Source organism: Pseudomonas sp. EL_65y_Pfl2_R95 (assembly GCF_963971045.1).
GTDB lineage: Bacteria > Pseudomonadota > Gammaproteobacteria > Pseudomonadales > Pseudomonadaceae > Aquipseudomonas.
Map to the genome: position 1 here is coordinate 1,389,322 of NZ_CAXAOV010000001.1, position 21,195 is coordinate 1,410,516.

At 57.7% G+C, this 21,195-nt stretch carries 14 protein-coding genes; 4 read left to right on the forward strand and 10 right to left on the reverse strand.

Features of this window, described 5'->3' with window-relative positions:
- Window positions 1-106: 106 nt before the first annotated feature.
- Both AACY09_RS06600 and pbpC read right to left on the reverse strand, forming a co-directional pair.
- On the reverse strand, window positions 107-991 hold the full coding sequence (locus tag AACY09_RS06600) for an EamA family transporter (protein ID WP_339486746.1): 885 nt from the start codon (window positions 989-991) through the stop codon (window positions 107-109).
- A gap of 328 nt (window positions 992-1,319) precedes the next feature.
- The gene (gene pbpC / locus AACY09_RS06605) at window positions 1,320-3,677 is read right to left on the reverse strand and encodes a peptidoglycan glycosyltransferase PbpC (protein ID WP_339486747.1); all 2,358 of its coding nucleotides are present in this window, start codon (window positions 3,675-3,677) and stop codon (window positions 1,320-1,322) included.
- Window positions 3,678-3,850: 173 nt separating this feature from the next.
- Between pbpC and AACY09_RS06610 the strand changes: the two genes are divergently transcribed.
- Window positions 3,851-4,144, forward strand: coding sequence for a hypothetical protein (locus AACY09_RS06610; RefSeq protein WP_339487091.1), 294 nt, complete (start codon window positions 3,851-3,853; stop codon window positions 4,142-4,144).
- 81 nt (window positions 4,145-4,225) lie between these two features.
- On the opposite strand, the gene AACY09_RS06615 is transcribed toward AACY09_RS06610, so the two are convergent.
- Together AACY09_RS06615 and AACY09_RS06620 are read right to left on the reverse strand one after the other, a co-directional pair.
- Complete coding sequence (locus AACY09_RS06615; RefSeq protein ID WP_339486748.1) at window positions 4,226-9,151, reverse strand: alpha-2-macroglobulin family protein; 4,926 nt, start codon at window positions 9,149-9,151, stop codon at window positions 4,226-4,228.
- 127 nt (window positions 9,152-9,278) lie between these two features.
- Window positions 9,279-10,205, reverse strand: coding sequence for a LysR family transcriptional regulator (locus tag AACY09_RS06620; protein ID WP_339486749.1), 927 nt, complete (start codon window positions 10,203-10,205; stop codon window positions 9,279-9,281).
- A 130-nt stretch (window positions 10,206-10,335) separates the two neighbouring features.
- On the opposite strand from AACY09_RS06620, the gene AACY09_RS06625 reads away from it, so the two are divergent.
- Entirely contained in the window at window positions 10,336-10,734 is a 399-nt protein-coding gene (locus AACY09_RS06625) for a RidA family protein (protein WP_339486750.1), read from the forward strand.
- Between the two features lie 46 nt (window positions 10,735-10,780).
- Here AACY09_RS06625 and AACY09_RS06630 read toward each other — a convergent pair whose 3' ends face one another.
- From AACY09_RS06630 to kdgD, 6 genes are all read right to left on the reverse strand, one after another.
- Complete coding sequence (locus AACY09_RS06630) at window positions 10,781-11,713, reverse strand: 2-hydroxyacid dehydrogenase (RefSeq protein WP_339486751.1); 933 nt, start codon at window positions 11,711-11,713, stop codon at window positions 10,781-10,783.
- Window positions 11,714-11,737: 24 nt separating this feature from the next.
- A complete protein-coding gene (locus AACY09_RS06635; protein WP_445323792.1) occupies window positions 11,738-13,147 on the reverse strand; it encodes an FAD-binding oxidoreductase in 1,410 nt (469 codons plus the stop codon).
- A gap of 125 nt (window positions 13,148-13,272) precedes the next feature.
- Window positions 13,273-14,829, reverse strand: coding sequence for a galactarate dehydratase (gene garD / locus AACY09_RS06640; RefSeq protein WP_339486753.1), 1,557 nt, complete (start codon window positions 14,827-14,829; stop codon window positions 13,273-13,275).
- A 262-nt stretch (window positions 14,830-15,091) separates the two neighbouring features.
- Entirely contained in the window at window positions 15,092-16,447 is a 1,356-nt protein-coding gene (gene gudD, locus AACY09_RS06645; protein ID WP_339486754.1) for a glucarate dehydratase, read from the reverse strand.
- A 103-nt stretch (window positions 16,448-16,550) separates the two neighbouring features.
- Window positions 16,551-17,993: an aldehyde dehydrogenase family protein gene (locus AACY09_RS06650; RefSeq protein WP_339486755.1), complete on the reverse strand. Its 1,443-nt coding sequence runs from the start codon at window positions 17,991-17,993 to the stop codon at window positions 16,551-16,553.
- Window positions 17,994-18,098: 105 nt separating this feature from the next.
- Entirely contained in the window at window positions 18,099-19,010 is a 912-nt protein-coding gene (gene kdgD / locus AACY09_RS06655) for a 5-dehydro-4-deoxyglucarate dehydratase (RefSeq protein ID WP_339486756.1), read from the reverse strand.
- 383 nt (window positions 19,011-19,393) lie between these two features.
- Here kdgD and AACY09_RS06660 point away from each other — a divergent pair, with 383 nt between their 5' ends.
- Complete coding sequence (locus tag AACY09_RS06660) at window positions 19,394-20,215, forward strand: NAD-dependent epimerase/dehydratase family protein (protein ID WP_339486757.1); 822 nt, start codon at window positions 19,394-19,396, stop codon at window positions 20,213-20,215.
- A 49-nt stretch (window positions 20,216-20,264) separates the two neighbouring features.
- Entirely contained in the window at window positions 20,265-21,146 is an 882-nt protein-coding gene (locus AACY09_RS06665) for an SMP-30/gluconolactonase/LRE family protein (RefSeq protein ID WP_339486758.1), read from the forward strand.
- Window positions 21,147-21,195 lie beyond the last annotated feature (49 nt).

A 21,195-nucleotide genomic window follows, 5' to 3' on the forward strand; every position in this document is an offset into this window, starting at 1 on the left:
TCGAGGCCTTTTCGGCCACCATTTCGGTCGCCAACATTCGGTTTTTTGCGCGGGCCATGGTGGCCAAGCTTCGCGTTGACACAGCCTACGGCGGCCACCGTTTCAGTCAGGACTGCGGCGCAACCAGACGACCATATACTCGACCACCAAATACGTTGATTGCCAGCCCGGCCATGACCAGCAAGGCACCGATCATCTGCAAATGACTGAGTTGCTCATTAAGCAGCAGCGCCGATGAACTCAAGCCGATAACCGGCACCAGCATTGAGAAGGGCGCGACCTGGCTGGCCGGATAGCGCGACATTAAACGGCTCCACAAGCCATAGCCCAAGATAGTGGCGATAAAAGCCAGATAGACGATGGCCAGTATCGACGACAGGCTGATGGTGCGCAGCGCTGTCTCGATCTGCGCAGGCCCCTCAAACACCAATGACATCGCCAGAAACGGCAGTGGCGGCACCAAACTGCCCCACACCACCAGACTGACCAGGTTAATCTGGCCGACTTTTTTGGTGATGATATTGCCCATCGCCCACATCACCGCCGCGCAGATCGTCAATAAAAATCCAGCCAGGGTCATGCCCACGCCGCTCTGCATGCCGATTAACAGCAGACCCGCTGCCGCGACCACCAAACCAAGCAGATTACTCGGCCGCACGCGCTCGCCCAGCACCAGCGCGGCAAACATCAGGGTGAAGAATGCTTGCGACTGCAAAATCAAGGAGGCCAGCCCGGCGGGCATACCCACCGACATGGCGGAAAACAAGAAGGCAAACTGCCCAAATGAAATGGTCATGCCATAGGCCACTAACCAGCGCAGCGGCAAGTCAGGTCGCTTAATGAAGAATATTGCGGGAATGGCGGCAAGGGTGAAACGCAATGCACCCAACAACATCGGCGGTACACCATCGAGGCCGACCTTGATCACCACAAAGTTAAGCCCCCAAACCACAATGACCAGCAGGGCAAAACATACATCTCTGGGCGTCATCAACGCGCTCCGCATACAGGTAAAAACCTTATCTAACACTGCCGAGCCTGATATGAACAGCACAGTCAGGGACTATTCAGGCTATACAGATCGCCGAGCGGATAGCGCTTTATAGCCCCGTTGCCCGCAACTATTGAGTAAAGAACTTTAAAGCCGTAGCGCATCATCCATGGTGGACAAGCTTCGCGTTGTCGCACCCTACGACCCGCATACAACCTGCTCCGTATGGTGGATGACGCTTTTTTCATCCACCATTGTGCCCGCGATAATTGGCCGTTCTTAAAAGTTTCACTTGCAGGCCATTGCGGGCACGCTTCGGCTTGATGGCCTACGGCAGCACGCTGAAGCGCAGCAACGCCGTTTGTCCACTTTCATCAAGCACGCTTAGCTGGAACTCACCGGTGCGGTTGAAAACGTGAACAAAGGGCTCATCTGCGGCGGTTTCCGCGACTTGCTGGCCCTCTAGAAACCACCAGCGCCGCCCACTACCGCCCAGCGCAGTCAACTCAATGCGCAAGGCCTGATCACTGCTGGCCGGTTGGCGCAAACGGTCGCCATCACGTACGCCGACAATGCTCAGTGGTGCAGCGCTGGGGGCGGCATGGGGCGGACACCTGCTGTCCACTTTCGGCAAGCGAGCGGCGCGGCGTTCACTGCGCGGCAACCAAGGCTCAAGCGGTGAGGGCCAAAGGGCAATATCACGTGCTGTGGCACCGGGGCACCCGGCATCGACCCGCAGTTGCTGCGAGTTCAGCCAGATGCGTTCGAGCAGACCAAGGCCTAGCGGTTGTTCTTGGGCGCGCAGCGTCGGCGGCGTGGTGCCGTCGAGCGTCCAGGCGAAACGCTGACGTCGGCAGTTTTCGCTCTTATTGTCGAGCGGCTGCCCCAAGGGCCAACAAATCGCGGCCACGCCAACACTGGCTGGCTTTGGGTCACGCGGCAGCGCAATGCCTCGCTGGCTGTCGCGATTGACCAGCAAGTCGTGCACCTGCAGCAATAAAGGCGCCGCCGAGGCTAAGCCGAACTGGCCGGCAACCGGTGTACCGTCTGGGCGGCCAATCCACACTCCAATCACGTAGCGAGGCGCCACGCCAATCGCCCAGGCATCGCGAAAGCCATAACTTGTGCCGGTTTTCCAGGCCAGGGTCGGGCGCTGCACCAAGTCGGCATGGGGATCAGTATCGGGCCGCGCTTGCCCACTGAGGATTCGCCGCACAATCCAGGCGGCGCCGGGTGACAGCAAACGCCGCTCATACAACAAGTCTTGCGGCTGGTAACGCAAACGCGCGACATTGCCGCTCCGGGCAAACGCACTGTAGCCACTGACCAACTCTTCCAGACGACTGCCAGCACCGCCCAGGATCAGTGATAAATTCGGCTCAGCCAGCGGCGGCAATGCCAGCGGTACACCCGCACTGCGCAATTCACCGGCAAAGCGCTTTGGCCCGTATGCTTCCAGCACCTGTACCGCCGGTAAGTTCAGCGAGCGCGCCAATGCTGAGCTTACCGATACAGGGCCGCTGAAGTCCGCAGCAAAGTTGCCTGGACGGTAATCGCCGTAGCGGCGCGGCACGTCTTGCAACAGCGATTCTGAATGAATCAGCCCGGCATCCAGCGCCATGCCATACAAAAAGGGCTTAAGGGTCGACCCCGGCGAACGCGTCGCGCTGACCATATCAACATGGCCAAAACGCTGGCTGTCCGCCAGATCGACCGAGCCAAGATAGGCACGGACCGCCATATTCGGCAGCTCAGCCACCAGAATGGCCGCCGATGTGTGCTCCGGCAACCGCGCCTTCCAGCCCATCAGCAAGTCTTCGAGTCGACGCTGCAAAGCGGCATCGAGCGTGGTGTGAATCAAGGCCGGGCTTTGCGCAGTGTTCAAGCGTCGGGCCAACAGAGGAGCCAGATGCGGTGACTGCCTGGGCGCCAGCAGCACTGGCTCCTCCAAGGCATCTTTCACCGCTGATTGCGGCCACACATCAAACGCAGCAAGGCGCTGCAGGACTTTGTCTCGTGCAGCCTGGGCGCGCTGCGGATGACGGTCGGGGCGCAAGCGGCTCGGCGCCTGCGGCAGCACCGCGAGCAAGGCCGCCTCGGCCCGAGTCAATTGACTCGGCGGTTTGCCCAAATAAGCCCAACTTGCTGCGGCCACCCCCTGCTGCGTGCCGCCGAATGGGGCGCGATTGAGGTACAAGGTGAGGATTTGATCCTTGGATAAATGCCATTCAAGCTGCAAGGTTCGCCACAGCTGTTTGAGCTTGCCGGCCATGCTCCGCGAGTGCGGGTCGAGCAACCGCGCCACCTGCATCGACAGGGTGCTCCCCCCGGAAACCACCCGCCCGCCCCGCAGGTTTTGCCAGCCAGCACGCAGCACCGCCAGCGGGTTGATCCCCGGATGCTGATAGAACCAGCGGTCTTCATAGGTCAGCAGCGCTTGCAGGTAATAGGGTGAAACCTGATCGATAGTCACCGGGTAGCGCCACACACCCTCGGCATCCGCAAAGCGCCACAGCGGTGTGCCGTCTTCGGCTAGCACCACCCGCGCTTGATCGTCTTCCGGCATCGGCAAGGGAAACAACTTATCGAGTATCAGAAGGCTGACGATGGCTATCACTGGCAGTGCAATCAGCACCCGCCAGCGGGCTGGCAGGCGCTGCCAACGACTCACTAAAGTGCTGTTCAAACGAATATCCTGTGCACCAAGTATTTAACCGCAGCATGGGAACCCAAAGGTGCCCTTTGCTGACCAATACGCCAGCAGCAATGGCGAATGAATGGCACACTGACGGTCATTTTGAGCACGGTAAGCGGCTCAAGCTCGGGTATGATGAGCTCAGAATTGAAGGGAATAACAGCATGCAGGCAGCAGGTTTTTTTGAATCACTCGGCCAGGCCTTTGGCGCCGTGGTTAAGTTTATTGTCGATGCCCTCAGTGGCTTTTTCAGCGCCTTTGGCGGTGCCATTGGCGGTTTTATTAATGGCATGTCGGAAACCCTTGGCATTACCCCATCCATCCTGAGCGTTTTGGTCCTGCTCGTTGGCTTACTCATGCTCTACAAGGCCGTTCGGGCTTTTATGCGCGCGGGCATTATCGCCGGTTTAATCTGGGCGTTTTTAGGTCTGTGGCTGCTTAGCGGCTTAATCGCCTGAGAAATGCCCAGCATTGGCTAAACAACGCAGTCATCTGCAACCGCGCAGCCACTTGATAAGCTGGCTGCGCGGTGCCCCACCCTACTGACGCGGCTTGACCACCATTCGCTCAGGCGCGGCGCCCAGGGCTTGCCAGTTCGGCCGATACATCGACTCAACCTGCGGCGGCGGCACACGGTAGCTACCGGGGGTTACCGCTCGCGCCAAGTAGAGCAAGTGACTGCTCTGGTAGCGGCTGACATCCAGCGCCGCGACATACCGATCAGCACGAAACTCCTGATGCTTGACCCCCGCATTCTGCATCGATTCGCGCCACTCCTTCACCTGACTGCTGGCATCATCCAGACTGGCCGCACTCTGCGCCAGATTCTGGTTCTCCAGCTCCAGACCGGCAGGCAACAGGTCCACCACCAAGGCATCGGGCACCCGCTGATCCTTGGCCCGCACACTAATATGCACCAGCACCAGTTGGCCACTTTGCAAATTATCGAGATCCAAGGGTTTGCCATCCATGCCCAGGTAATCGCGTTCGATCCTCAGGTTCTCGCCACCAGCGCTGGGCGTTTGAGCCGGATAGCCGGAGATCGTCAGTTGCTGATACAAGGCCTCGTCACCTTGCTGGCTAATACTCAACGGCGCGGCAAGCTCAGCCCCTTCAAGCTTGATACCCGACTGTTGATTGCTCAGGTCGAAGTTAAAATCGCCGCTGCGCAGCGCCGCACTCCAATCCGGCTCAGGCGTGCTCAACAGATTGCGACCGGCCAGATATAACGCATTCCGCTCTTGAGTCGACAACCATTGATTACTCGCCACTTCGTCGGCCAGGCTGAACAAGCGCTGTTCACGGCTATTCGCCGCCAGGTTGTTCTCTTCAAGCAGCGCCAGAATCAATGCATCATCACGCAATGGGCTGCCGTAATCCGCCAACCAACTGTTGCCGGCACGTTGGCGCGCTAAACCATCGGCCAATGCTGCACCAGCACGGGGTTGGTCACCCATTTTCGCCAAGGCAATCGACAGCTGCACCAGCGGCAAGCCAGAGCGTGAGTCGCTGCGGCGTTCATACAAGCTGCGCAAGGCACCCAATGGCGCTTGCTGGCTGCGCGCTAGCACATAACCGGCATAGGCCTGTACCGCGAAACGGCTGTGCTCGACGTTCTCGCTGTAATCAACATCGACCAGATTACGCTCTTGCACATAACGCAGCAGGCGTTCGTTGGCCTGCTTCAGCGCCTCTGCGGGCACCGCGAAACCTTGTTCCCGGGCACGCAGCAGGAAGTCCGTCACATAAGCCGTGAGCCAATACTCTTCCGGGCTGTCTGCACCCCACAGGCCAAAGCTGCCGTTATAGCGCTGCATGCTCAGCAAGCGCTCAATGCCCAGTTCAATCGAGCGTTTGCGCTGGGCATCGGGTTCACCCTTGATCCCCAGACGCTTGAGGGTGCTTGCATCGGCATACAGTGACGGATACAGGCCACTGGTGGTTTGCTCAAGACAACCGTAGGGATAAGCCTTGAGCGCCCGAATTTGCTCGCCCAAATTAAGCGGTGGGCGGCTCGACACAGCCAAGCGTGCTTCAAGCCCCGCGGCCTCGAAGACATCAAGGGCACCTTCGGGCAGGCTCCATGGCTGATCTTTGATCACGCTGCGGTATTGCCTCACCTGCGCGGGATAAGCCGGGCGTACACCCAGATCCCAATCGCGGGCGAAGGGCTTCAGCACTTCGTCCGGCAGGCTCAAGCCCTGTACGGCGACCTTTACATGACCTTGGCCATAACCGCCCAAGGCACTGACCGGGATGTGCAGGGTGTTGCGCTGCCCCTCTTTGAGTTGTACCGACTGCTCAGGGTAATCACTGCGCAGTTGGCCGCTGGCCGTGACGTTAACCTTGAGTGTCTGCGCCTGCCCGGACAAGTTAGTCAGATCAAGGGCCAAGGTGGTTTGATCGCCTCCGGCCATAAAGCGCGGCGCCGACAACTCTGCCACCAGCGGTGCAGCGACGACGGTTTTAGCCTCCGCCATACCGAAATGGTCGGCATTCCAGGCCTGCGCCATTAAACGCAGCTCGCCGTTAAAGTCCGGAATATCCAGACTGACGACGCCTTCGCCCTGCGCATCGAGATTCAGCGGTTTGGCTTGCAGGGCGACAATCAGCACGCTGGTATCCGGACGTTTACCGCCTGCGGCCAACGCTGCGTCACCGCCGAATGCCAGCTTGGCCATGCGCCCTTGCCCGGCTTCGATCAGTTGGCCATAAACATCCAGCTGATCGGCGCCATAGGCTTTACGGCCGAAGAAACTGGCGAAAGGATCTGGCGTTGCATACTCGGTAATATTGAGGATGCCGCTGTCAACAGCAGCCACCAGCACCTGCGCTTGCTTGGGAATGCTGCCGTCTGCGTTACGCACCTTGACCTTGATGCTCAGGGGCTGCAGCGGACGCATTTTCTCAGGTGCCGCAAGGCTCACCTGCAGCTTGCGTTCGGCCCGTTGCAGCGGTAAATGCAGCAAACCCACCGCCCGTTTTGGCGTGGCATTACTGGCCCGCTCACCGGGACGAATCACCAAGGCGCTGATATACAGGTCGTGGCGTGCCCACTCGCTGGCAATCGGAATATCAAAACTTTTGCCTTCAGCCGGCACCTCGATTTCTTGCCACCACAGCGGGCCGTCGCTCGACTCAACCAATAGATAACCTTTGCCAGCCGCCGGTGCGGTTACAGTGACCTTGGCGGTATCGCCGTCAGCATAGGCCGGTTTATCCAGTGCCAGTTTGACTTGATCTGGGCGCACGGCGCCGCCATCGGCGTTGTCTTGCCAGCGATAACCGGCCCAGAAACGCATGCTGCTGAGCATGCCGGTTTGCGCATCGATCACCTCGACGCGGTATGGCCCCCACTCCACCGGGAAGCTGATTTTAGCGCCGCCGCCGGCTCCAACATTGAGCGTTTCTTCACTGAGATTGAGGTACTTCTCGTTGTAGTGATAGCTCCAGCCATCGTTGTCAGAGAAGTTCCAGTAGTAATCGCGGCGCTCGCGAATCAGGCGCACCGTGAGCTGATCCGCCGCAAGCTTATTGCCCTGTGCATCCGCCACCAGCACTTCGAACTCAGCCTGGCTGTCAGCATCAACCTCTTCGCCGTCGAATACGCCACGTACCGCAGGCAAGCGTTCGGCCGGCCATACCGGCTGCTCCAAACGCCGGGTAATCGGCCGCCCGCCGGACTCCTGAAGGCTGGCTTGGAGAACCAACTGCAGCGGCGATTTTGCCTCAGACCAGCGTGACTCGACATCCAGGGTCGCCTTGCCCTGCGGATCAAGTTTTTGCTCATCCAATTCGATGTCTTGATTGAGATCTTCTTCAGTTACCGAACCAAACTGATAACCCGGCAGACTTTTCACCGCCTCACGCAGTGGCCGTACATAGACCTGACCACTGATGCGATTTCCGGCGGCCGGCGCACCATACAAATAGCGCCCCGTGACGTCGAACCGGGCGTCTTGTTGCGGCGCCAACGGTTGCTCGCTGCCTTGCAACTCCAAGGCCAGCCGCTCGGGCAGGAAATCTTCAACCGAAAACTCATACAGCTGCGGCGAACCATCGCCCAGGTCCAGCACCAGTTGCCAACGCCCGGTAGGCGCCTCTTCAGCTAGTTGCAGTTGATATTGATAAAAACCTGATTCATCCCCCGTCCAGACAAACTTTCGGCTGACTTGCTCGTCCGGACGACGCACTTCTACATTCACCGGTTGCGACTTCAGCGGCCGGCCATCGGCGTCACGCAGCAACGCATTGAGCAGCACGGTTTCACCCGGTCGATACAGATCACGCGGGCCGAATACAAAAAACTGCAACGGGTGAGCCTTGGGCCCGGCAATATCAAACTCGGCCAGATCCAGCGCCGAACTGTTCAGACGCAATAAGCTGGTTTGAGCCCCCAGATGCGCCAACAACACTTCAGCTTTGTCGGTCAGCGGCATTTGCGCATGGCCCATGCCGTCGGTTTTCGCCGTGCTCAGCACCTGGCCTTTGCCATCGAGCAACTCGAGGGCAACATCCTCCTGGACTTCACCCCCCTCCAACGCTTGGGTGAACACGTCCAAGCGGTTGTGATAGCGGTGGGCAGACAAACCAATGTCGCTGAGGGTGAACAGCGTTGCCGGCTGGGAATAACTGTAGCCCCCCGCCTCGCGCATTACGGCCAAGTACACACCCGGCTGCTTGAAGGGTTCGAGGCCAGTGATGGGTAGCAGCAGAGACTCGCGGGTGTTGCGTGCAGGGTTCAGATCAAAGCGGCCGCCGTAGACTAAATCAGCCATGGGCATCAGTGATTGCGCATCCCAACTGTCCAGGTTGGTGTTGCGTCCCCAGCGGCTCAGGAACTTGGGCAGCGACTCGGGCTTGATGCGGAAGAACTCGACATTGACCTTGTCGACGTTCAAGGCAATCACTGGCAAACCTTCCGCCAGGCGCGTAGGCAACAACGAACCACGGCTGGCAAACCCAACGCTGGCTTGCAGGTCGCGCGTTTCCAGACGGGTAATGCTTTCAGCGCCGAGGCTGGCACCATTCAAACCTCGCACACCGGCATCCACGGTGAGTACCAATTTACGCTGGGGCTCAAGGTGGCGCAGGCGCAACTCCATCAAGTTGTCAGCCAGCTCCCAAGCGCCATCGACCTTACCGGTTTTGGTATCCACCAAGTGCAGGCGTTGAGCAAAGTTTTGCTCAGGGTCGAGGGGCACAGAAAAGCTCACCGACAGCGCGCTGGCACCATCGAGTTGCACTTCGGAAGCATCGACCACCGTCAATTCGCGATCAGCGTAGCGTTTGGCTAAGGCTTCGCGGTCAATGGCAGGCTTGGGCTGCGCAGGGCCACTGGCGGCAGGCGTACTGACCGGCGCTTCAGCTTTAGTTGACGCCGTAACCTGGGCCGAGTCAGACGAGGAATCACACCCCCCGAGCAAACTCAGTACTAAGCCAAGCAATATTCCTTTGTTGCGCATCGCAAACTCCATTTTTTATGGCGAGCGTAAAACCAGACACTATAGACGAGCCCTTGAGCAGCCCCGTCACGAGCAGATCAAGCGCAGTACTTTAGACTATTTGAATGGCAGTGCTACATGACCCCGATCACGCATTACTGCGCTCGACTATCGGCGCGTGCTGCACCATCAGTTGGGCAACCCATTCGATAAACACCCGCAACTTGATACTGATGTGCCGATTAGGCGGAAAAGCGACATACATGGGCATGGGCTCCAGTTGCCAGTCTTCAAACAAACGCAGCAATTCGCCGTTTGCTGCAGGGGCCTTGGCCATATAATCCGGCAGCCAAATAACCCCCAAACCCGCAAGCCCCGCAGCCAGGTATGCATTGCCGTCATCCACTGCCAATACATAGCGCCCTTGCACCTGCTGCTGTTCATCGCCACGGCGCAGGGAATAGGACAAGGGTTTGCCGGTACGCGCCCAAATAAACCCAACGGTGCGCTGCGCGGAGTCTTCCAGCTCTTGCGGATGCTCAGGGGTGCCAACGCGCTGCAGATAACTCGGCGCTGCGTAGAGGCCAAGCTGCAGGTCGCCAATACGCCGGGCCATCAGCGATTGATCGGCTATTTCGCCGCCCCGGACCACACAATCAACATTTTCCCCGAGGATATCGACAATACGATCGCTAACCCCCATATCAATCTGAATGTCAGGGTACTGCGCGTGAAATTCGGGCAATGCGGGGATCAAAATCAATCTGGCAAAAGGGCTGGGCACATCCACCCTTAACCGCCCACGGGGCAATGCAGCGGCCGCGGACAAGCTGGTTTCAGCATCATCCATATCGTTGAGCAGCTTGACCACGCGCTCGTAATAGACCGCGCCGTCAGCCGTCAACGCCACCTTACGCGTCGTTCGGTTAAGTAGCTTGACCCGTAGGCGCGCTTCAAGCTGCTGTACCAACTGGGTCACAGTGGTTTTGCTCATGTGCAGGGTGTCTGCAGCTTTGGTAAAGCTGCCCGCTTCCACCACCCGGGCAAACGCCTGCATCGCATCGAAACGGTCCATTGCGCCCAGCCTCTCAAGGGATTGTTTGAGTTTCACAAACAGTGATGACTAAGGTTGCTGGTTTATCGTCCAAGCGCAAGCTTCTAGAGTCTCCTCAAGGTTAATTCTGACCGCTTGATGGAGACTTACTATGAATAATCGCGATGTGGTTTTCCCGGCTGGCCGCCAAGCTTTATACGAGCGCAACCGTTACTCGCCCGCAATTCGCTCCAACGGTTTGCTGTTTGTATCGGGCCAGGTTGGCAGCAAAGAAGATGGTTCTCCTGAGGAGAACTTGGAGGATCAGGTCCGGCTTGCATTCACCAATCTGAACGCGGTACTGAAAGCGGCTGGCTGCAGCTTTGACGACGTGGTGGATGTCACTGTATTTATCGTCGACCCGGAAAAAAGGTTTGAGCGGATTTGGCAGGTGGTGCCCGAGTTTTGGGGCGAAGCCCCCTTCCCTAATATCACCTGCGTGGGCGTGACGTGGCTCTATGGTTTCCAGTTCGAAATCAAGGTCATCGCCAAACTGCCAGAAAGCGTTTAACAGCCGCTACGCAGAGACCTGGAGGACAGGCCTCTGCACTTAGAAGCTACAGTGGCGTAAGCAACTTACCTGACTCGATAAAGGCCTTGATATTGGCCGTGAGCAAGTCTTCCATCTGCTGACGAGTCTGCACGGTGGCGCTGCCAACATGAGGCAGCAACAGCACGTTGTTCATGTCACGCAGCGCTTGCGGAACGTTCGGTTCCTTAGCGAATACGTCGAGCGCAGCGCCGGCAATCTGATGCTGTTGCAGGGCATTGATCAGCGCGGGTTCATCGACCACTGAACCGCGGGCAATGTTGATCAAATAGCCTTTTGGCCCAAGCGCTTCAAGCACGGGAGCATTGACCAGATTGCGGGTGGCATCACCGCCTGGGCATGCCACCACGAGAAAATCTGCCCAGCGCGCCAGTTCCTGCAAATCGGCTTCGTGGGTGTAAGCGCTGTCGGCAACCGGACGACGGCTGTGGTACCGCACCGGCATGTCGAAACCACCCGCACGGCGAGCAATGGCTTGACCAATACTGCCCAGACCGACAATGCCCAGGCGCATGCCGCTGACACGCATGGCCAATGGAAAGCCCGCCTGCTCCCATTTGCCTGAACGCACGAAACGATCGGACTCAGCGATGCGCCGCGACACATCAATCAGCATGCCCATGGCCAAATCTGCCACGCAATCCGTTAGCACATCCGGCGTGGTGCTCACAGGAATACCGCGATCACGGGCTTGATCCACCGCGATAGAGTCGTAGCCAACGCCGAAGCTGCAAACGGCCTTCAACTTGGGCAGCAGTGCCATCTGCTCGGTACTCAGGCCGAAACGTGCCGAGGTGGCGACCACCTCAAACTGCTCGCCCTGCTCACGTAAAAACGCCTGCGGATCAGCCTGCAGCCACAACGCTGTAACTTGGTATTCAGTGGCCAGCGCTTGATTGAAACGTTCACTTAAGGGGCCAATCTGGAGAATGCGGGTCATGGAATTCCTTAGTTGGATGAGGGGTTAAAGCACCTTGCCGGGATTCATCAAGCCAGCAGGGTCAAGTGCGGTTTTAATGGCGCGCATCAGTTGCAATTCAAGGGGGTCTTTGTAGCGCACAGCCGCTTCACGTTTCGATTGACCTAAACCGTGTTCAGCGCTGATGCTGCCGCTAAACTCCAGAGTCGCATCATAAATCACCTGCATAATTGCCTCGGCTTGCGCTTTAAATGGCGCATCTTCACTGCCAAGAGGCTTACTGATGTTGTAATGCAAATTACCATCACCGACATGCCCGTAAGCCACGATACGCACGCCGGGAAACGCCTCATGCAGGCGCTGATCGGTAAGCTTGATAAAGGCAGGAATGCGGCTCACCGGCACACTGATATCGTGTTTCAGGCTAGGCCCCTCATGGTTTTGCGCTTCCGAAATACCTTCGCGGATCGCCCACAACCCGGCCACTTGCGTCTCGTTGCTAGCGACTACTGCATCGAGTGCAATGCCACGTTCGAAGGCTTCACTCAACGCCATCTCAAGCATTTCGCCAAGTTGGGCATCGGCCAGGGTGTCGCTGACTTCTATCAACACATACCAAGGGTGTACCTCGGCAAATAAGTCATTGCACCCCGCTACATGAGCCAGCACAAATTCAACACTCTGACGCGACATCATCTCGAAGCCTGTCAGGCGATCACCACATTGGCTGCGCATCAGCGCAATCAGCTCAATCGCAGCTTCAGTGCTCGGCAATGCGACCCAGCCGGTGGTGGTGCTGCGTGGCGCTGGGTACAGTTTGAGCACCGCAGCAGTAATGATGCCCAAGGTGCCTTCGGCGCCGATAAACAGGTGTTTGAGGTCATAGCCGGTGTTGTCCTTGCGCAAGCCGCGCAGGCCATTCCAGATCTGTCCGTCGGGCAACACCACTTCCAGGCCGAGGGTCAGATCGCGCATATTGCCATAGCGCAACACCGCGGTGCCGCCGGCATTGGTCGCCAGATTACCGCCCAGGGTGCAACTGCCTTCGGCACCGAGTGACAGCGGGAATAAACGTTCGGCTTCGGCAGCCGCTTCTTGCAAGCGCTGCAGAATCACTCCGGCCTCGACAGTGATGGTTTCATTGCCGATATCCACCTCGCGAATGGCATTCATCCGGGTCAGGGATACCACCACCTGCGCGCCACTTTGGTCGGGAATCGAGCCGCCGCACAACCCGGTGTTGCCGCCTTGAGGCACGATCGCCACGCCCGCTTGATGACACAGCCGCACCACCGCCGCGACCTCGGCAGTATTGGCCGGTCGCACCACCACCGCAGCGTTGCCGCGGTAAGCGTTTCGCCAGTCACTCAGGTAACTTTGCCTGCGCTCAGGGTCGGTTATCAACCCCGCCTGGCCCACCACCTGTTCAATATCGCGAATCAGTTTTTCCTGCAGCACCATTACCTCCACAACAGCCTCGCCTCAGGCTCTGGTGTTATTTTTCAATGCCTCGCCTGCGCCGATTCAGTGCAAGACAAGGCGTCAGCAACGTACTTAGCTTGTTACCGGCGCAACCTGACTCAGGTCACGGGGGCCGGGTTAAACAGCACCAGATCGTTATGCAAGCGATGGCGCTCTGCCCAGGTTTGTGATTTACCGCTGGCGACATCCAGATACAGCTGGAATATCGCCCAGCCCATTTCATCCAGGGTCAGGCGGCCTGAGGTGATCTGCCCGGCGTCCACGTCAATCAGATCCGGCCAGCGCTCAGCCAGCTGGGTGCGCGTAGCCACCTTGATCACCGGCACCATCGACAAGCCGTAAGGCGTGCCACGCCCCGTGGTGAAGATGTGCAGGTTCATGCCCGCCGCTATTTGCAAGGTGCCGCAAATAAAGTCGCTGGCGGGCGTGGCGCAGAACCACAGACCTTTACCGCGAATGCGTTCACCCGGCGAGACCACACCAACAATGGTGCTGGAGCCCGATTTAGCGATCGAGCCCATGGCTTTCTCGACAATATTGTTGAGCCCGCCTTTCTTGTTGCCTGGCGTGGTGTTGGCACTGCGGTCTGCCATGCCGCGCTGCAGATAGCGATCGTACCAATCCATCTCGCGGATCAAGGCATCAGCCACCTCGACCGACGCGGCGCGTGGAGTGAGCAAATGAATACCGTCACGCACTTCAGTGTTTTCCGAGAACATTACGGTGGCGCCGGCGCGCACCAGCAAGTCAGCGGCGACACCAAGTGCCGGGTTAGCGGTGATACCGGAGAACGCATCACTGCCGCCACACTGCATGCCGACCGACAGTTCGCTGGCCGGTACGGTTTCACGGCGACGCTGGTTCAGCACCTGCAAACGCGCATCGATCATCAGCATGATCTGCTCGATCATGCCGTTGAAGCCCGTGCCCGAATCCTGCAGCCGGAACAGCCAGTCTTCTTCGTCCATGCCATTGGTCAGCGCATCACCGTCCATCAACTGGTTGGCTTGCAGCTTCTCGCAGCCGAGGCTGATGACCAATGCCTGACCGCCAAGGTTTGGGTTACGGCTGATGTTGTATAGGGTGCGAATGGGCACCACCGCATCGGGTGCATTGATCGCCACGCCACAGCCATAGCTGTGCGACAGTGCAACCACATCATCAACATAGGGGTATTTCGGCAGCAGCTCTTTGCGCACCCGATCAACGCAGTGATCAAGCACGCCAACCACGCACTGCACAGTGGTGGTTACTCCGAGAATATTACGGGTGCCGACAGTGCCATCCGGGTTGCGAAACCCCTCAAAGGTGTAGCCTTCAAGGGGCTCGACCGGTGCCGCTGCGATGGTCGCTTTCGGCAGGTTGTCCAGCGACGGGGCCTCAGGCATGCGCAACTGCGCTTCGGTCACCCAACGTCCAGCCACTATTGGCTCCAGGGCATAGCCGATGACTTCACCGTAGCGCACCACTTCGCCGTCAATGGCGATGTCTTGCAGCGCGACTTTATGGCTCTGCGGAATACCTTCAACAGCTTCAAGGCCGTCATCAAAACGACCGCCCGCTGCAACGCCTTGCTCGTTAACCACCACGCCGACGTTATCGGCTGGGTGCAGACGGATATAGCGCGGTGAGTCCTGATGGGGAATCAACTGCATGAAATGCTCTCCTCTTACCTAGGAATCAGGATTCGGTTGAAGACGTGGCGACCCAGAACCACGCGCTCTTCGCGTTCGGGCCAGTCTTATCGCCACGCTCGATCCTGTGAATACGACCAACGATAAACAACGAACTGACTCAGCGCACAAGCAGAACCCTTGCGCGCCCCAACCTTGCGTGACTGCCGGGCGTTGGCACGCTCAGCAAAGGTTGAGGCCCACGCCTGCGGCAGTGATATCCAAGGCGCAGATGGCGCGCTATTTAGCGCACCATGCACGGCTTTTTGTTATCGAACTTCCAGTTCGGGATCAAGAACTGCATCGCGATTGCGTCATCACGTGAGCCTAAGCCTTGAGCTTTGTAAAGCTCGTGGGCTTTGGCCAGCGCGTCCCAATCCAGCTCGATGCCCATACCCGGCGCTTTTGGCACCTGTACCAGGCCGCCTTCGATTTTCAGCGGATTACGGGTCAGGTGTTGACCGTCCTGCCAAATCCAATGGGTGTCGATGGCCGTTACCTTACCTGGTGCAGCAGCGGCTACATGGGTAAACATGGCCAGTGAGATATCAAAGTGGTTGTTTGAATGTGAACCCCAGGTCAGGCCCCACTCGTTACACATCTGCGCCACGCGTACGGAACCGGCCATAGTCCAGAAATGCGGGTCAGCCAGTGGAATATCCACCGATTGCAGCGAAATGGTGTGGCCCATCTGGCGCCAGTCAGTGGCGATCATGTTGGTCGCCGTTGGCAGGCCAGTGGCGCGACGGAACTCAGCCATCACTTCACGCCCGGAATAGCCGTTTTCAGCGCCGCAAGGGTCTTCGGCATACGCCAATACACCGTGCAGATCACGGCACAGCGACACCGCTTCGTTCAGCGACCACGCCCCATTGGGGTCGAGGGTCACGCGGGCATCCGGGAAACGTTCGGCCAAAGCGCGAATGGCTTCGACTTCAGCGGCGCCTTGCAGCACACCGCCTTTGAGTTTGAAGTCTTTGAAGCCGTAACGCTCATAAGCCGCTTCTGCCTGACGCACCACTGTTTCTGGAGTCATGGCTGTTTGGTTACGCACGCGGAACCATGCATCATCGGCATCAGACTCATCGCGGTAATCAAGGTCGGTCTTGCACTTGTCACCGACATAAAACAGGTAACCGAGCATTTCAACAGCATCACGCTGCTGGCCTTCACCGAGTAACGCGGCGACTGGCACACCCAGGTGCTGGCCGAGCAAATCGAGCAAGGCAGCTTCTAACGCGGTAACTGCATGAATGGTGATACGCAGGTCGAACGTCTGCAAGCCACGGCCGCCCGAATCGCGGTCAGCGAACGTCTTGCGCACGCGATTAAGAATGCCGTTGTAGTCGCCAATGGATTGGCCAACCAACAAGGTACGCGCGTCTTCGAGGGTCTGACGGATCGATTCGCCGCCCGGTACTTCGCCAACGCCAATGTGGCCGGCGTTGTCTTTGAGAATAAGAATGTTGCGAGTGAAATAAGGGCCGTGCCCACCGGACAGGTTCATCAACATGCTGTCTTGGCCAGCGACTGGCACAACAGTCAACTCGGTGATAACAGGCGCGCCAGCGAAGGCTTGGCCATTGCTTGATGTGTTCATCACTGTTTACCCAATTTATTTTTATGAAGGGCTGTCGAGTACTGCTGGCGCATATAGCGCCACAACCCACCCCGCCGGTTTTACTGACGGGGCGGGTTATTAGTTAACCGATATAAGTGGTCTTGACTGTGGTGTAGAACTCCTGAGCGTAACGACCTTGCTCACGGGAACCGTAAGACGAGCCTTTACGACCACCGAAGGGTACGTGGTAGTCAACGCCGGCAGTTGGCAGGTTAACCATCACCATGCCCGCCTGGGCGTGACGCTTGAAGTGGTTGGCGTATTTCAGCGAAGTTGTGCAGATACCCGCCGACAGACCAAACTCGGTGTCATTGGCCATGGCCAATGCTTCCTCGTAGTCCGCTACGCGAATCACGTTGGCCACAGGGCCGAAGATCTCTTCACGGCTGATACGCATGTCTGCAGTTGAATCGGCAAACAGGGTTGGCGCCAGGTAGTAGCCGTCTTTCTCGCATTTAACGCGCTCGCCACCACACACCAGACGTGCGCCTTCCTCTTTACCGATCTCGATGTAGCTCAGGTCTTGATTGAGCTGCGATTCGGAAACCACAGGCCCAATGTCCACGCCTTTTTCCAAAGCGTTGCCGACCTTGATCGACTTCATGCGCTCGGCCATGGCTTCGATAAATTTATCGTAGATACCCGCCGTCACAATCAAACGGCTTGAAGCAGTACAACGCTGACCGGTTGAGTAAAACGCACTCTGCACTGCCAGCTCAACAGCCACTTTCAGGTCGGCGTCGTCGAGGATGATTTGCGGGTTCTTGCCACCCATTTCCAACTGCACTTTCGCCTGACGCGCAACACAAGCGGCAGCGATGCTGCGGCCCACGCCGACGGAACCGGTGAAGCTGATGCCATCAACTTTAGGGCTGTTGACGATGACGTCGCCCACCACACGGCCGCTGCCCATCACCAAGTTGAATACGCCTGCCGGGAATCCTGCGCGCGAAATGATCTCAGCAATTGCCCAGGCACAACCTGGGACCAGATCAGCAGGCTTGATCACCACGCAGTTGCCGTAAGCCAAGGCGGGAGCGATTTTCCAGGCCGGGATCGCAATCGGGAAGTTCCATGGGGTGATCAAACCAACCACACCGAGGCCTTCGCGAGTCACTTCAACCGATACGCCCGGACGCACGGAGTCAAGCACTTCACCCGACTGACGCAGGCACTCGCCCGCAAAGTACTTGAAGATGTTGCCCGCGCGAGTCACTTCACCAATGGCTTCAGGCAGTGTTTTGCCTTCTTCACGGGCCAGCAACTCGCCCAACTCGGCACGACGGGCCAGAATCTCGCTGCCGACTTTATCCAGCGAGTCGCTACGCGCCTGGATACCAGAGGTAGACCAAGCCGCAAATGCAGCGCGAGCAGCTGAGATTGCCTGCTCAACTTGCGCGGCATCAGCCTGAGCGAATTCGCCGATCACATCAGCCAGATCGGACGGGTTACGGTTTACCGAGTAAGTAGCGCCAGCCACCCACTCGCCGCCGATGAAGTTTTCAAAGCGTTTTGTCTCAGCCACAAGTAGCCTCCTGGTAACAGGCCGCAGCACGCTGCGGCGCGTTGAATGTGTGTAAACCCCTGAATACCCACCCCATGGGGGCGTGTTTAAAGGGTTATGGGTGAATTACTGCGCGCCTTGCTTCTCGATCAGCGCAGCGAGTTGCTCGTATTCGTCTGGCAGCAGATCGGTCAGCGGTGCGCGAACTGGGCCAGCGTCGTAGCCGACGATTTTGGCACCCGCCTTAACGATGCTCACGGCATAACCAGCGCGGCGATTACGGATGTCGAGATAAGGCAGGAAGAAATCATCGATGATCTTGCCAACGGTGGCGTGATCGTCGCGGGCGATGGCGTGGTAGAAATCCATCGCGGTTTTCGGGATGAAATTGAACACCGCAGAGGAGTAGACCGGTACGCCCAACGCTTTGTAAGCAGCAGCGTAGACTTCGGCAGTCGGCAAGCCGCCGAGGTAGCTGAAGCGATCACCGAGGCGGCGACGAATCGACACCATCAACTCGATATCGCCGAGACCGTCTTTGTAGCCGATCAGGTTCGGGCAACGCTCAGCCAGTTGCTCAAGCAGTGTGGCATTCAGGCGGCAGACATTGCGGTTGTAGACCACCACACCAATTTTGACTGACTTGCACACCTGCTCAACGTGGGCAGCGACACCTTCCTGGCTGGCTTCAGTCAGGTAATGCGGCAGCAGCAATAAGCCTTTAGCGCCCAAGCGCTCGGCTTCTTGTGCGTATTGAATAGCCATGCGCGTTGGGCCACCTACACCAGCAAGAATCGGCACACCGCCGTCGCAGGTATCGACCGCAGTTTTAATAACAGACGAATACTCGTCAGGCGCCAGCGAGAAAAACTCACCTGTACCGCCTGCAGCGAACAATGCTGTTGCGCCATATGGCGACAGCCACTCCAGGCGACGTGCATAAGTATCAGCACGGAAATTACCGGCCGCATCGAAGTCAGTAACCGGAAAAGACAACAGACCGGAAGAGAGGATGGACTTCAGTTCTTGTGGATTCATTATTCGAACACCCTGGGGACAATTATTGAGGCGGTAAACATACCAAGCCGAAGAAATACGTTATCGTACAACCATATCTATTGCCAACTGGATTTTTCAGGCCTACCGACAGAATGCGCCTGTTTACGCAGGCGCTATTTATTCTCAGGTTAGCCAATGAAGCCAAGCTGCGCACAACCAGGCTCGTTGTAAATAGCGGTTTAGACGCGGCATTGCCGGGAAACAGTGTCCAAGAATCCAGCACCTATTTGTACCAAATTGTAAAAGTATCGACTTTAGTCACGTTGACAAGATCGGTAAGCCCTGTTGAAATCAGCCCATAAATAGTTATACGACAACGTATAACAGCACAAACAATAACAATCCAAGTCAGAGGCCACCTCATGACCATCGACTCTTCAAACCAACCGCGTCTTGCGCGCCTGCTTTTGACTGGTGCCGCTGGCGGCCTGGGTAAAGTGCTCCGCGAAAGCCTCAAGCCTTATGCCGATGTCATCCGCTTATCCGACATCTCGCCAATGAATCCAGCCAACGGCCCACATGAAGAAGTCGTTCCGTGCGACCTGTCCGATAAAGCAGCGGTGCATGCACTGGTCGAAGGCGTAGACGCCATCCTGCATTTCGGCGGTGTGTCGGTTGAACGTCCGTTCGAAGAGATCCTTGGCGCCAACATCAGCGGGGTCTTTCATATTTATGAAGCGGCTCGCCTGCACGGCGTGAAGCGCGTGATCTTTGCCAGCTCCAACCATGTGATCGGCTTTTACAAGCAGGATCAGTTTATCGATGCACTCTCCCCTCGTCGCCCGGACAGCTACTACGGTCTGTCGAAATCGTATGGCGAAGATATGGCCAGTTTCTACTTCGATCGTTACGGAATCGAGACGGTCAGCATTCGCATTGGCTCGTCATTCCCGGAACCGCAAAACCGCCGAATGATGTCGACCTGGCTGAGCTTCGACGACCTGACTCAGTTGATCGAAAAGTCCCTGTTCAGCCCAGATGTCGGCCACACCGTGGTTTATGGCGTATCAGACAATGCGCAGGTATGGTGGGACAACCGCTACGCCGCACATTTGGGCTTTCACGCCAAGGACAGTTCAGAGGTTTTCCGCGACAAAGTAGAAGCGCAGCCGCCGGTGGCCGCCGATGACCCCGCCGCGGTATATCAAGGTGGCGCCTTTGTTGCTGCAGGTCCTTTCGACTAAGCACTGCCGCTTAGTCAACAGACCCGCCAAAACAACCAGAGACGCTGCCATGCAAGCCGAATTGATACTCGACGCTCGTAATACCGTTGGCGAAAGCCCGGTCTGGAACATCCAGGAACAATCGCTGTACTGGGTCGACATTCCAGCTCGCCGCCTGCACAGCTGGCAAGCCGCCAATGCCCAGGCACAAAGCTGGCAAGCTGATGAAATGCTGGCATGCATCGCTTGCCGTGCTGATGGTCAAGGCTGGATTGGTGCCATGCAAAGCGGCATCTTCGAGTTAAAGCCTCAACTCGATGGCAGCTTGCAAACGCAGCTGCTGGCGGGTGTTGAGCATGGACAATCTGGCATGCGCTTTAACGATGGCCGCTGCGATCGCCAAGGCCGGTTCTGGGCGGGCAGCATGCTTCTGGACATGGCAGCCGGCGCATCGGTCGGTGCGCTGTATCGTTTTGCCGATGGCCAGCTTTCCAAGCAGCTTGATAACTTTATCGTGCCCAATGGACTGGGCTTCAGTCCGGACGGTCGCACCCTTTATTTGTCCGACTCTCATCCCGACGTGCAACTGATCTGGGCATTTGATTACGACATCGACAGCGGCACAGCACACAACCGTCGGGTGTTCGTTGATATGAACGCGTTCGCCGGACGGCCCGATGGCGCAGCTGTCGATCAAGACGGTTGCTATTGGATTTGCGGCAACGACGCCGGACTGATTCATCGGTTCACCCCCGATGGACGCCTTGACCGCTCACTGGCCGTGCCGGTTAAAAAACCGACGATGTGCGCCTTCGGCGGCACCGACCTGAGCACTTTATTCGTGACCTCCATTCGCCCCGACGGTGATCTGTCTGATCAACCGCTGGCAGGTGGTGTGTTCGCTCTTCAACCGGGAACCAAGGGGCTGCCTGAGCCCATGTTTCGCGGCTGATCTACCCGCTGTTCAACACTGTTCGCAACGCTGCACTCAAAAACAACAA